This is a genomic window from Endozoicomonas gorgoniicola, assembly GCF_025562715.2.
GTDB classification, from domain to species: Bacteria; Pseudomonadota; Gammaproteobacteria; order Pseudomonadales; family Endozoicomonadaceae; genus Endozoicomonas_A; species Endozoicomonas_A gorgoniicola.
Genome location: NZ_JAPFCC010000001.1, coordinates 1,285,154 through 1,297,856 on the forward strand (window position 1 = coordinate 1,285,154; position 12,703 = coordinate 1,297,856).

At 44.0% G+C, this 12,703-nt stretch carries 12 protein-coding genes; 9 read left to right on the forward strand and 3 right to left on the reverse strand.

Annotation, left to right across the window (positions count from 1 at the left end; translation table 11 throughout):
• Window positions 1-13: 13 nt before the first annotated feature.
• The 7 genes from NX722_RS05960 (at window position 14) to NX722_RS05990 (ending at window position 6,787) form a co-directional block, all read left to right on the forward strand.
• Window positions 14-343, forward strand: coding sequence for a hypothetical protein (locus NX722_RS05960; RefSeq protein WP_262567181.1), 330 nt, complete (start codon window positions 14-16; stop codon window positions 341-343).
• A complete protein-coding gene (locus tag NX722_RS05965) occupies window positions 340-1,068 on the forward strand; it encodes a glycosyltransferase family 2 protein (protein WP_262567182.1) in 729 nt (242 codons plus the stop codon). Before NX722_RS05960 ends, NX722_RS05965 begins: the two co-directional genes overlap by 4 nt.
• Window positions 1,069-1,195: 127 nt before the next feature.
• Window positions 1,196-2,230 carry a GDP-mannose 4,6-dehydratase gene (gmd, locus tag NX722_RS05970; RefSeq protein WP_262567183.1) on the forward strand — a complete coding sequence of 345 codons (1,035 nt, stop codon included), beginning with the start codon at window positions 1,196-1,198 and terminating at the stop codon, window positions 2,228-2,230.
• Window positions 2,230-3,120 (forward strand): GDP-mannose 4,6-dehydratase, encoded by an 891-nt coding sequence (locus tag NX722_RS05975; RefSeq protein ID WP_262567184.1) that lies wholly within the window; start codon window positions 2,230-2,232, stop codon window positions 3,118-3,120. The genes gmd and NX722_RS05975 overlap by 1 nt, the downstream gene beginning before the upstream one ends.
• A 6-nt stretch (window positions 3,121-3,126) precedes the next feature.
• Window positions 3,127-4,245, forward strand: coding sequence for a glycosyltransferase family 4 protein (locus tag NX722_RS05980; RefSeq protein WP_262567185.1), 1,119 nt, complete (start codon window positions 3,127-3,129; stop codon window positions 4,243-4,245).
• On the forward strand, window positions 4,245-5,375 hold the full coding sequence (locus NX722_RS05985; RefSeq protein ID WP_262567186.1) for a glycosyltransferase: 1,131 nt from the start codon (window positions 4,245-4,247) through the stop codon (window positions 5,373-5,375). Before NX722_RS05980 ends, NX722_RS05985 begins: the two co-directional genes overlap by 1 nt.
• Before the next feature lie 35 nt (window positions 5,376-5,410).
• The gene (locus NX722_RS05990; RefSeq protein ID WP_262567187.1) at window positions 5,411-6,787 is read left to right on the forward strand and encodes an undecaprenyl-phosphate glucose phosphotransferase; all 1,377 of its coding nucleotides are present in this window, start codon (window positions 5,411-5,413) and stop codon (window positions 6,785-6,787) included.
• Here NX722_RS05990 and NX722_RS28790 read toward each other — a convergent pair.
• Complete coding sequence (locus tag NX722_RS28790) at window positions 6,767-6,976, reverse strand: Wzz/FepE/Etk N-terminal domain-containing protein (protein WP_407647960.1); 210 nt, start codon at window positions 6,974-6,976, stop codon at window positions 6,767-6,769. The genes NX722_RS05990 and NX722_RS28790 overlap by 21 nt on opposite strands.
• A 696-nt stretch (window positions 6,977-7,672) precedes the next feature.
• Between NX722_RS28790 and NX722_RS05995 the strand changes: the two genes are divergently transcribed.
• Window positions 7,673-9,496: an extracellular solute-binding protein gene (locus tag NX722_RS05995; RefSeq protein WP_262567188.1), complete on the forward strand. Its 1,824-nt coding sequence runs from the start codon at window positions 7,673-7,675 to the stop codon at window positions 9,494-9,496.
• On the opposite strand, the gene NX722_RS06000 is transcribed toward NX722_RS05995, so the two are convergent.
• Window positions 9,493-10,254, reverse strand: coding sequence for a 5'-3' exonuclease H3TH domain-containing protein (locus NX722_RS06000; RefSeq protein WP_262567189.1), 762 nt, complete (start codon window positions 10,252-10,254; stop codon window positions 9,493-9,495). The two genes, NX722_RS05995 and NX722_RS06000, sit on opposite strands and share 4 nt — an antisense overlap.
• A 237-nt stretch (window positions 10,255-10,491) precedes the next feature.
• Window positions 10,492-11,157, reverse strand: coding sequence for an RING-HC finger protein (locus tag NX722_RS06005; protein WP_262567190.1), 666 nt, complete (start codon window positions 11,155-11,157; stop codon window positions 10,492-10,494).
• Between the two features lie 325 nt (window positions 11,158-11,482).
• Between NX722_RS06005 and NX722_RS06010 the strand changes: the two genes are divergently transcribed.
• Window positions 11,483-12,688, forward strand: coding sequence for an O-succinylhomoserine sulfhydrylase (locus tag NX722_RS06010; RefSeq protein WP_262567191.1), 1,206 nt, complete (start codon window positions 11,483-11,485; stop codon window positions 12,686-12,688).
• The last annotated feature ends 15 nt before the right edge of the window (window positions 12,689-12,703 follow it).

Consider the following 12,703-nt stretch of genomic DNA (forward strand, 5'->3'; position numbering starts at 1 on the left):
ATAGAAAAACAATATGAAGACTGAAAATCTTGAAAATATGATTAATGGTTGGTTTATAGGTGATTTTGAACCAACATTAATCAAAACAACTGATGTCGAAGTGGCTGTAAAAGAATATTCTAAAGGCGACAATGAAGCCCTGCATCATCATAAAATAGCAACAGAAGTTACGGTAGTTATGACGGGACGTGTGAGAATGAATGGTAAGGAGTATGAGAAAGGAGATATTATAGTTGTTGAACCAATGGAAGCAACTGATTTTGAAGCTCTAGAGGATTCATTAACAACGGTTGTAAAATATCCTGGTGCGACTAACGATAAATATGGAGGGTATCCTAAATGATTAACGTTGTTATACCAATGGCTGGTGCTGGTAGTCGTTTTGTCAATGCTGGGTTTATTAAGCCAAAACCTTTTATTGATGTAAATGGTAAACCTATGATTATCCGTGTTTTAGAAAATATTAACTTACCTAATGCTCGGTATATCCTCATCGCTCAAAGGAAACATTTACAATCTGAAGTTGATGTGGTTAAGGAAATCAAAAAAAGGTTTCAGGCAACATTTGTAGAAATTGATGGGCTTACTGAAGGCACAGTTTGCACAGTTTTGCATTCACGTAAATTGATTGACAATGATACACCTTTGCTAATTGCTAACTCAGATCAGTTAGTTGATTTTGAACCACAAGCTTTCGTTTCTGATTGTATTAGTCGAAATCTTGATGGATCAATACTGACCTTTGTCGATAAAACACAAGATTCAAAATGGTCATTTGCCCGTATTGATCAGGATGGTCTTGTTCAGGAAGTTAAAGAGAAAGAAGCAATTTCAGAGTTTGCAACAGTTGGTATCTACTTCTTTCGTAAAGGTGGTGACTTTATTGATGCTTCTATTTCCATGATATTGCATCAAGATCGTGTAAATGGGGAGTATTATACTTGTCCTACTTATAATTATTTGATTGCTGAAGGTAAACGAACTGGAATATTTAATATTCCACCTGATGCAATGCATGGAATTGGAACTCCTGATGATTTACAAATTTTCTTGAGTAAAACTACTTGATTTACTGATTTTGCTTTTCTCTTCGCAAAGAGCTTCACGACCTTGGTTTTAACAGAATGATAAATATAGATACTGCAGTATTGCTAACTTATTCCATATAACTAAAAAAAGTAACTAAATCTTTATTATGACTACAGCTCTGATCACTGGCATAACAGGTCAAGATGGTGCCTATCTTTCTCAATTTCTCTTACAAAAAGGCTATAGAGTTTACGGCACCTACCGGCGTACATCATCCACTAATTTCTGGAGGCTTGACGATGTTGGTGTTCGTAACCACCCAAATTTAAACCTGCTTGAGTATGATCTCACTGATTTGGGTTCAAGTGTTCGTCTGTTAGAGCAAGCTGAGCCTGATGAAATCTATAATTTGGCTGCACAAAGTTTTGTAGGTGTTTCGTTTGATCAGCCTATTACAACAGCTCAGATTACTGGAATAGGCCCAGTAAACATACTTGATGCAATACGGATAGTTAATCCAAAAATTAAATTCTATCAAGCATCAACTTCTGAAATGTTTGGGCTGGTTCAAGAGGTGCCTCAGTCTGAAATTACTCCGCTTTACCCTCGCAGTCCCTACGGTTGCGCTAAAGTTTATGCACACTGGATGACCATTAACTACAGGGAAAGTTTTGACATTTTTGCAGCTAGCGGAATCTTATTCAATCATGAATCGCCACTACGTGGGCTCGAATTTGTTACCAGAAAAATAACAGATGGTCTTGCGCGTGTTAAGCTCGGCAGGCAGTCGCATATAGAGTTAGGCAATCTAGAGGCAAAGCGAGACTGGGGCTTTGCTAAAGATTATGTTGATGGGATGTGGCGTATGTTGCAGGCAGATGAGCCTGATACTTTTGTGTTGGCTACCGGAAGAACTGAACGTGTTAAGGACTTTGTTGAGTTAACATGCAAAGCACTCGATTATCAAATAGTATGGGAAGGAAATGGTGTTGATGAGGTTGGTCTGGATGCTAATACTGGAAAAACAATAGTCAAAATAAATCCAAAATTTTACAGACCTGCTGAAGTTGATTTGCTGATAGGTAATCCTGATAAAGCAAAGAAAGTTTTAGGCTGGGAGGCTCATACACCATTAGAAAATCTATGTGCAATGATGGTTGAAGCTGATATGAATCGGGTTGAAAAAGGCGTTTCTTTCTAATGCGTACGGCTCTAATAACAGGTATAACCGGGTTTACAGGGAGCTATCTGGCTGCTGAGTTGTCAGCAGCTGGTTTCGATGTATATGGAACCTCTTTCCGTAAAAATAAAGCACTTGATAATAAAATATTTAATGTAGATTTGTGTGATATTGATACATTAAGAGACTTGATTGTTAAAGTATCACCCGACGTAGTAGTACACTTAGCTGCAGTCTCTTTTGTTGATCACAAGAACAAGGAAGAGATATATCGAACTAATATTATAGGGACGCATAATTTACTTACTTCATTGTCTGAAAATAAAAAAAAACCTGATTCCGTATTGTTGGCCAGCAGTGCTAATGTTTATGGTGATAATTCCCTTGGTGAGATTATTGAATCTACACAACCATCACCTATAAATGATTATGCTGTCAGTAAGTTGGCCATGGAATATATGGCTAAACTGTGGTTGGATAAGCTTCCAATTTTTATTGTCAGGCCTTTTAACTACACAGGGATAGGTCAGTCCTCACAATTCTTAATATCCAAGATCGTAGAGCATTACAGAAAGGGTGATGAGGAGATAGAACTTGGCAATATTGATATTTCTCGTGATTTCCTCGATGTAAGAACTGTAGCTGAATACTATCGAAGGCTTATTGAGATGGCACCAGTAGGAGAAACAATCAATGTGTGTTCCGGAAAGTCTATAAGCATAAGAGAGATACTGAAAATTATGGATGATATTACTGGCTATAAAATTAAAGTAAATACCAATAGTTCTTTAATTAGAAGAAAAGATATCAAGTGTTTATGTGGTTCAAATAAATACTTAAATGAACTAGTTGGAGACCATCAGAAAATATCACTTCATGAAACATTACACTGGATGTACCAAGGGAAATAATAATTTATGCGCGTTGGTATAGATGCCAGGTTACTCTCTGAACCATTAACAGGAATAGGACGATACACTAAAGAATTATCAGATAAACTGATGGATTACTCAAGTCAGCTTTACCTTTACTCTGCAAGGGATATCGATTCTCACAAGTGGGAAATAAATAATCCCAAAGTCAGGTCGGCTAACTTTCAGAGTCGTCTTGGGAGAATGTGGTGGTCACAAAGTTACTTACCCTACTGGTCTGCCAAGGATCAGGTTGATGTCTTCTGGGGAGCAACACACAGGATACCCCGTTATCTTCCAAGGAATATTGCACGTGTTGTAACTATTCACGACCTCGTCTGGAAACATGCGGGGAACACTATGCGGCCTTTAAGTTATGTTGCTGAGAAAATGTTGATGCCTGATACTATTTATTCAGCTGACCGTATTATCGCGGACTCCATCAGTACCTCAAAGGCAATTATCGATGAATACCCTGCGGTCTCAAAAAAAGTTCGTATTGTTTATCCGGGCACTTCCAGATTTCCTCCCCACCAAGAGTTCCAATCTTTAATAGTTTTTGGCATTGACCGACCCTATTTTCTTTTTGTAGGAACGCTGGAGCCAAGAAAAAACTTGTCCCGCCTTCTCAGAGCTTTTGCTTCTCTTGATGAAAGTATCAAAAAAAATAATCTACTCGTTATCGCAGGGGGAAAAGGCTGGGGGGGCGTTGATGCAGAAGCCTTAATTCGACGTGAAAATCTACAAGGTCAGGTTAAAGTCGTTGGTTATGTTGATGATGGCTGGCTTGCTACTTTATATAGTCATGCCCGGTTCCTTGCAATGCCCTCACTTTATGAAGGTTTTGGCTTGCCGCTAGTTGAGGCAATGTCATTCGGTGTACCTGTTTTAACTTCTGATACTTCTTCCATGCCCGAAGTTGCAGGTGAGGCCGGAGTTCTTGTTGACCCTTTAGATGTTGAATCGATTGCTTCAGGGCTAACGAAATTTTTTGGTGACAATCATAGAGACTCTCTGGCAAAAAAAGCTGAACAGAGTGCCAGCAGGTTTACCTGGGAACAATCTGCTAAACAGCTATGGGCCATATTTGATGAGGCCAGAAAGGAAAGGTTGGGTTCCTGCTGATGAAAATAGCTGTCATCCATGACTGGTTAGTAACGTATGGTGGAGCTGAGAAAGTTCTCGAACAAATATTAACCATTTTTCCTGAAGCAGATTTATTTTCACTAATTGATTTTGTTGAGAATGAAGAACGAGGATTTATAAAGGAAAAGATTGCAAAAACAACATTTGTTCAATCACTGCCATTGGCAAAGTCAAAATATCGCAACTATCTGCCACTTTTTCCAATTGCAATAAAGCAACATAAGTTGATGAAGTATGATATTGTGATATCCAGCAGTCATTGTGTTGCGAAAAATGTATCAATTTCCTCTGGTCAACTTCATATCTGCTACTGCTATACACCTGCTCGTTATGCTTGGGATTTAGAAAGTCAGTACCTTTCGGAATCTGGAATACACGGAATAAAAAAAATCTTTGTAGAATATTATTTAAAAAAATTCAGGTTGTGGGATAGAGAAGGTTCGAAAGATGTTGATTATTTCGTTGCTTGTTCAAATTATATTTCTGAAAGAATAAGAAATGCTTATGATAAAAATTCTTACACAATATACCCTAATGTTTCAGTCAATGACTTTCAATTATTTGAAGACAAACATAATTACTTTGTTACATGCTCAAGAGCTGTACCTTATAAAAAGATTGATCTAATTGTCAGTGCTTTTTCAAATATGCCAGATAAACGACTAATCGTCATTGGCGACGGCCCTGATTTTACAAAACTCCAAACAATTAAAACCCCAAATATCACCTTAATGGGGCATCAGCCATTCAATGTTCTAAAAGATACTATCCAAAAAGCACGAGCCTTCGTCTTTGCTGCCGAAGAAGATTTCGGCATTGCTCCGGTTGAGGCCATGGCTTGCGGAACGCCTGTGATTGCCTACGGTAAGGGTGGTTTATTAGAAACTGTAGTGAATAAAAAAACGGGAATTTTCTTTTACGAACAAACAGCTGACGCTCTTTCAAAAGCGGTGTTAGAATTTGAACAAACCCAACTGCTTCCACCGGCAGCTATCCGGGAACATGCACTTCAGTTTTCTTCTGAACGATTCAGAAAAGAGTTCTCGGAATTTGTGGCTCAATGCTGGAGTAAACATTGCGCTCTGAAATCTGAGCCTGAAGTTGAATAAAGTAAAGTCCCGTCCGGTCTGAGAATAATAAAAACATGCCCCAAGGATTCTCCCTAAGCCGCTCAAACCTCCCTGCCTTCCTGTTTATCGTCATGGATATCCTGATATCCTACCTGACTGCCAATACCGCTTTCTGGTTGAGGTTTGGATATGTTGAAACCAGCTTCAACTATCAGTCCCTGAGTATCATCCATGTGTTTTTAGTGCTAGGAGCCTCCGGTATCATGGGTGTTTACCAGTCCTGGAGAGGTCGCCCTTTGTCGTTCTACCTTGGCTCTGTCATTTTCAGCTGGCTAATATCTTTCACATTATTAGTCGCTTTTCTGGTCATGACTAAATCTACTGAGCAATACTCCCGCTTATGGCTCGGCTCCTGGATTGTCACATCGATGTCACTGAGTATTCTTTACAGAGTACTGGTTAATGTATTCTTGCGCTCGATTCGTATAAGAGGAAGAAATTCCAAGCGGGTATTAGTGATTGGGCGAGGCCGTAACTATGAGTCAATTATTCAGGATATGGGCCACCGTAACGAATGGGGCTATCGTCTTGATGTCTGCCTTAACTACGATCAGGTTTCAGAGGCCTCTGCACTTGTCGAGAAGCAGCTTCTGAAAGATGATGATTTCGATGAATGCTGGCTTTGTCTCCCGCTGAAGGACAGCGGTATTATAGAAGAAGTTATGTTTGCGTTACGCTTTCACACCATGGATATTCGTTACATGCCCGGTCTCAGGGATGTTGCCCTGCTTAATCACCGTGTTACCCCAATCGCCGGGTTCTATTCTCTGGACCTGAGTTGCTCCCCGTTAAATGAATGGACTTCGGTCATCAAACGTACTGAAGATGTCGTCTTGTCTCTGGTTGCTATACTCATTGCTTCACCGCTTATGCTGGTTATTGCCGGTCTGGTAAAAATTACATCAGATGGCCCTGTATTTTTCAAGCAAAGACGCTTAGGGGTAAATGGTGAACCTATTGATGTGTATAAATTCCGAACGATGCATGTACATAATGAAGTAGATGGAAAGGTAACTCAGGCTGTAAAAAACGACCGACGTCTAACGTCGATTGGTGGTTTTCTACGAAGAAACAGTCTTGATGAGTTGCCACAGTTTCTTAATGTACTGAAGGGGAATATGTCCATAGTGGGGCCAAGGCCTCATGCGCTTGTCCATAATGAGCAATACAAAGAGCTTGTTGATTCTTACATGAAGCGACACAAAGTAAAACCCGGAATTACCGGGCTGGCGCAGGTTAATGGTTTTCGTGGTGAAACAGACACTTTGGTAAAAATGCAGAAACGGGTCGAGATGGACTTAAAGTATATCAACTCGTGGTCAGTGACACTTGATTTAAAGATTATATTGCTGACCGTTTTAAAAGGTTTCTCAGGTACTAGCGCTTACTAAGGGGAGCGGTAAAACAGAACTTACCTCTGCGCTGAAAGTTTTGGGAAGTATAAAAGAGACTACGACTGCAATAAGTCCTGTCAGGATTGTCATTCCTATAATCAGTAACTTCTCCTGAAACAAATTCTCAAAGAGCTGAAATAAGTCTATTTCATCATCTCTGGGGTAAAACTCTTGATCCTGATGCATACTAACTTTCCATTTTAAGCTTTTATTTTTAGCAGATAATAAGCATTTTTTGGTAATTTGGTGTCCATTGTCGTTTATGCCATAAAAATAACAATGGCACAACTGTTTCTAGCGGTGTAGGGCAGCGTAAAGACTGTTGTAACAGCTCCAGCCAATGGCTTTTGATGCTATCCGCTGGAGCAGTTCTGATATTCCCCTGAATCAACACCTACCGACAATAATCCAAAAATGCTTCCTCGGTATTCTCAAACCCGGCTTCCTTAGCAAGCTCCCAGGGGCGTACACACTTTTTGGCCCGTTCACACCAGGAATAGCCTGCCGAACCAATACATCCATGTGCGTCTCTATCGGACCCTGGCATACCTTTAGAAGTGGGTTTGGCGGGCTGATTTGTGCAACACCCGGTAAGAAGAAAACCGGCAACACATAAAATGGAAACGGCCTTAACCATCAAAACATCCTCTTGAGTCAACTTCTCTATGCTTACAACCATGTAAGATCAGCAGCAGATGGTAAACTATATGACTACCAATACACGAGCCTGAGTTTTTATCCGTTCAATGTTATGGGTCCGTTCGGCACGATGCGCCCTGAAGCTGCTATAGTGATGCTTCGTTAAAAAAATAAAATGAACAAATGCAGTTACCTGTAACTCAGAGGCTGGTGCTGAGCCTTCTTTTCTCTACGATACTCGGCATGTTACCAGCAGCAACAGTAGCGAAGCCCTTACCTCCCACGAGTCATCCCTCTCATGGATTATCCCGGTTTGATGAGCTGAAGTACCCATCTGACTTCAAACATTTCGATTACGTTAATCCCAATGCCCCGAAGGGTGGCCAGATCAGCCTGTTTGTCCATGGAACCTTTGATTCCCTGAACCCCTATTCTGCCAAAGGGATAACGCCAGCCCTTGCCCCATCCTACAACTACATGCGCTATGGTTTTTCCGAGTTGAATGAACCCCTTATGGTAGGAACCGGCCAGTACAGCCCGTCAGGGGATGAGATTCAGTCGGCTTATGGTTTAATTGCCCGTTCGGTTGAATACGCTGACGATAATCGCTGGATCATCTTTCACCTGCGTCCTGAAGCCCGTTTTCATGATGGCATACCGGTCACCGCAGACGACGTGGTGTTTTCTTACCATGAGCTGAAAGAGAAGGGGCATCCCCGGTACAGACTGCAATTAGAATCTGTTAAAACGGTAGAAAAACTCGACGATCACAAAGTTCGCTTCACTTTTAAACAGGCCGGGACACGATCACAGCTGCTCAGAGTGGCAGAGCTTCCGGTACTGCCCCGTCATTACTGGAGCAAACACGACATCAGCAAGTCCACGCCGGAACCTGCATTGAACAGTGGACCTTATAAAATTACAGCGGTTAAGCCGGGCGTGTCTGTGACATTCAGTCGGGTTAAGGATTACTGGGGCAAGGATTTACCCGTTAATAAAGGGCGTTACAATTTCGATAAAATTACCCTCTGGTTTCATCGCGATTACCATATCGCGTTCGAATCGTTCAAAGCAGGCGGGCATGATCTGCACCTTGAAGTGATTGCTAAACACTGGAATACCGGTTACAACTTTCCAGCGGTTCGGGAAGGCAAAGTCAGGAAGAGAGTGATTCCTCACCAGATGGCTTATGGCAGTTCGTTTATGTTTTTCAATACCCGCCGCAAGCCATTCAACGACCGGCGGGTACGACAGGCCATCAGCCTGATGTTTGATTTTGAATGGGTCAACAAGTCTATTTTCTACAATGCCTATAAACGCTCACACAGCTATTTCCCCAATTCCCCTATGGCGGCAAAAGGCTTACCGGACAAGGCTGAAATGCAATGGCTTGACCCCTGGAAAGGGAAACTACCGCCTGATTTACTGACCCAGTCCTTTAAGCCCACCCAGACAGTCGGAAACGGCTCCATCCGGACTCAGCAGAAACAGGCATTAGCATTGCTGAAAGAAGCAGGCTGGGAACTCAGGGACAATACCCTCATACACCGGGAAACCGGCAAGCCCATGCGATTCTCCTTTCTGGAACAGGGTGCAGGCTCAGAAACCTATCTGCTACCGCTGAAAAAAAATCTCGGCACCATTGGCATCGAAATGAATCTGGTTCGGGCGGATGCTGCACAATATATCCGACAGGTCAGGGAGCATGATTACGATATGTTACTGCGTATATTGCCTCAGTCCCTGGCTCCGGGCGCTGAGCTGTTTGACTATTTCCATTCAGAACGGGCGGATGCAGAAGGCAGCCATAATTTAGCGGGCATAAAGCATCCGGCCATTGATGCGCTACTGGAAAAAATACCTGAAGCCAGAAGCAGCGCTGAATTAAAATCGTTGACCAGAAGCCTTGACCGAATCCTGCTCTGGGAACATTACGGTATTCCCAAGTGGTATTCTGACTCTATGCGAGTGGCGCACCGGGATGTGTTTGCCTGGCCAGAAAAAGCACCCATCTACACAACGCCTTTCAGTACTTGGTGGCGGAAGGATTTGCCAGTCAAGAATTAACCAAAGCGCAGGTCTTTCAATCGCACACCCAGCTCCAGCCCGGTGGCCAGTGTGGCAAGGCGTTGTGACAGCAAAGCCTGCTCTTTTTGCGCACAGACTTTTCCCGCAGCCCCTTTTGACTCACCCTGCTGAAACACCTGTTCCAGCCCGCCGAACTCCAGCATCAGCCTGGTTGCGCCCTGCTTGCCGACACCGCTGACGCCGGGAATATCGCCATTCCCTGCCATTGCCCAGTAATCAACCAATTGCTCCGGCCTGAACCCCAGCTGCCGGAAAACCGTTTCAGCATTATGATCCTGCTTCTGGAAATGGTCCCTCAGTCGTATTGACGGATGAGCAAGCAGCTGTTGGAAGCTTCGATCCGTTGAGAGGATGGTCACGGCAACACCCACCCCCATCGCCTTGCTGGCTATCGAGGCAATCACATCATCGGCTTCCAGACCTGAACGGCGAAAGGTCTTCACGCCCAGCTGTAAAAAGGCGTTATTAAAATCACCCAGACGATTATTCAGGCTATCAGGCATGGGCTTGCGCTGGCTTTTATAGTCAGGATACAGCTCATGCCGCCAGGTGGGCGGGTTGCCATCAAAAACGACCAGCGCATGGGTTGGCTGGCTGTCGTGCAGCGCTCTTGACAGTGAGGAAATGGTTGAGGAAATGGCGCCATCCACCTGACTGCTCTCATCAGGCGCTCTCACCGCCGCATGTATCCGGCGAATCAGGTTCAGGGCATCAATTAATAACAGGTGAGGGCGCATGGCTCTGGTTCCAAACTATTTGTTCAGTCAGTGTTCAGAAATCAGAAAAGTTTAACACATTGCAGATTGCTACAAATTGACAGTTGGCTGCCGGAATCTACGTAATTCGAGCTGTCAGTTCATCTTGTGTCTTGATGTGGCTGGCAAGTTTTTCGATGAGTTCCTGATTGATGTCAATGCTCATTGTTATTCTCCTCTTTAGGAGTTTTAACGACAAGCGTTTACACAATATGTAGTTCAGTCTCGATGTAGCTCAGTCTCGGCTCCAGCGATTTTGTTCAGTAGATAGGTAGTCAGGTCGTGTTGCACTTTACGCACGTTAACAAAGACGGAAAGAGCCATAATTGAAACGACACCTTGAGAAACCAAAGAAACTGCACGTCCCTTATCAATAAGAGCGGCATCGTTATCGGCAGAAGCCCCCACAGTAGCAGCACCATAAAATATGCCAACCCAACCAGCCAGAAGAACAGCACTTTTTATGGCTGCATTATCAATAGCACTAACCTTATAGCCAAAAGCACTACCAACAGCGTAAGCAGCACTTCCAAAACAAATGCCACCAGCAGCAGGAACAGCACTAGCAGCTACAGCCCCCATAGCAGCACCAATAGAAGCGCCAATAGAAACACCAACAACACCGGATAGTAATGCCCTAACCATTCGTTCACGCAATGACCGGGGGGGCTTAAATGATGATATATCCGCGCGGCAATAGGGGCATTTAGGCTCCTCATCTACCAGAATTTTACTAACGCATCTTCTGCAAAAGACATGCTTCCCCTCACAAGGCAAAGTAATCTTTTCATGTTTATGACTGTCAAAATTCTCATAGCAAACTTCACATTCCTGCTGACGTTGATAACCTATTCTTGTCGCAATACTCTCTATAATTCCCATCATCCAACCCACCTATTAAGTTCCTTCGTTAGATAGGACTAAAAACTCACCGACAAGTTCCAGCGTGGCTGATCGTGCGGTTTGTTGCTTGAATCCAGCCCCGGACGATTATTCAGGCTATCAGGAATGGGCTTGCGCTGGCTTTTATAGTCAGGATATAGCGAACGGGTTGGTTGTTTGTCGGAATCTACGTAATTCGAGCTGTTAATGTCGCAGTAATTTGGTTATGTTAACCATCCTTCGCTTTTGCCGAACGGAGGCTGGTGCGACGGGTCTTTTCTCAAGTACCTCACAGCACGGGCTGTCAGCTCTGACGTCAGGAAATTCCATGAAAGATAACGACAATATGACATCGGATTGGGCCTTTGAAACTCAGGCCATTCGCACAGGATCTATTCGCAGTGGGGAAGGGGAACACAGTGAGGCAATTTATCTGACTTCCAGTTTTGCCTATGAAAGCGCTGCACAGGCACAGGCCGTTTTTGCCGGTGATCAGGAAGGGAATGTTTATTCCCGCTATACCAACCCGTCCGTCAAAATGTTTGAAGACCGTATGGCTGCCCTCGAAGGGGGAGAGATGGCCTGCGCTTCCTCTTCGGGCATGGCAGCGATTCTGGGCATGTGCATGGGGCTGTTGAAAGCTGGCGACCATGTCATCTGTTCCCGCAGTGTATTCGGAACCACCTTTACGATTTTTGCTAAATACCTCGATAAGTTCGGTGTCAAAACCACCTTTGTTGATTTTACGGACTATAAACAGTGGCAAGAGGCTATGCGCCCAGAGACTAAGCTACTGTTTCTGGAAACGCCCTCCAACCCCCGGGGTGAAGTGGTGGATCTGGAAGTTATGGCCGGTATCGCCCATGACAACGCTCTTGGGAGCAGGGCCTGGCTGATGGTAGACAACTGTTTCTGTACTCCGGCTCTGCAGCAGCCATTAAAACTTGGGGCTGATATTGTTGTACATTCTGCCACTAAATACATTGATGGGCAGGGGCGCTGCATGGGAGGCGTTGCTGTGGGTAAGGCAGAACTGATTGAGGAAATGCATCTTTGGCAGAGGGCGGCGGGCGCCTGCCTTAGCCCGTTCAATGCCTGGAATTTTTACAAGGGGCTGGAAACCCTCAGTCTGCGTATGGACGCACATTGTCGCAATGCCATGGCGCTGGCAGAATGGCTTGATAAGCATCCCGCTGTTGAAATGGTTCATTATTCGGGTTTGCCATCCCATCCCGGGCATGAGCTGGCTAAACGACAACAGAAAGCGTTTGGTGGGGTATTGGCCTTTGAAGTCAGGGGAGGACGCAAAGAGGCCTGGACGGTTATTGATCAAGTTCAGGTCATGTCCCGCACTGCCAATCTGGGCGATACCCGAACCACCATTACCCATCCGGCAACGACCACTCACTGTCGCCTGTCTGATGAAGACAAGGCTCGCTCCGGCATCACCGAAAATCTGGTGCGTATTGCCGTCGGCCTGGAAAACATTGATGACCTGAAACGTGATCTTGAAAGGGGATTAAGCCAGCTTTAACCTGAAAAAATTTTC

What these genes read in the sequence shown, in the direction of transcription:
- NX722_RS05960 (WP_262567181.1), top strand. Translation starts at nt 14, where the DNA reads ATGAAGACTGAAAATCTTGAAAATATGATTAATGGTTGGTTTATAGGT.
- NX722_RS05965 (WP_262567182.1), top strand. Translation starts at nt 340, where the DNA reads ATGATTAACGTTGTTATACCAATGGCTGGTGCTGGTAGTCGTTTTGTC.
- gmd (WP_262567183.1), top strand. Translation starts at nt 1,196, where the DNA reads ATGACTACAGCTCTGATCACTGGCATAACAGGTCAAGATGGTGCCTAT.
- NX722_RS05975 (WP_262567184.1), top strand. Translation starts at nt 2,230, where the DNA reads ATGCGTACGGCTCTAATAACAGGTATAACCGGGTTTACAGGGAGCTAT.
- NX722_RS05980 (WP_262567185.1), top strand. Translation starts at nt 3,127, where the DNA reads ATGCGCGTTGGTATAGATGCCAGGTTACTCTCTGAACCATTAACAGGA.
- NX722_RS05985 (WP_262567186.1), top strand. Translation starts at nt 4,245, where the DNA reads ATGAAAATAGCTGTCATCCATGACTGGTTAGTAACGTATGGTGGAGCT.
- NX722_RS05990 (WP_262567187.1), top strand. Translation starts at nt 5,411, where the DNA reads ATGCCCCAAGGATTCTCCCTAAGCCGCTCAAACCTCCCTGCCTTCCTG.
- NX722_RS28790 (WP_407647960.1), bottom strand. Translation starts at nt 6,976, where the DNA reads ATGCATCAGGATCAAGAGTTTTACCCCAGAGATGATGAAATAGACTTA.
- NX722_RS05995 (WP_262567188.1), top strand. Translation starts at nt 7,673, where the DNA reads ATGTTACCAGCAGCAACAGTAGCGAAGCCCTTACCTCCCACGAGTCAT.
- NX722_RS06000 (WP_262567189.1), bottom strand. Translation starts at nt 10,254, where the DNA reads ATGCGCCCTCACCTGTTATTAATTGATGCCCTGAACCTGATTCGCCGG.
- NX722_RS06005 (WP_262567190.1), bottom strand. Translation starts at nt 11,157, where the DNA reads ATGATGGGAATTATAGAGAGTATTGCGACAAGAATAGGTTATCAACGT.
- NX722_RS06010 (WP_262567191.1), top strand. Translation starts at nt 11,483, where the DNA reads ATGAAAGATAACGACAATATGACATCGGATTGGGCCTTTGAAACTCAG.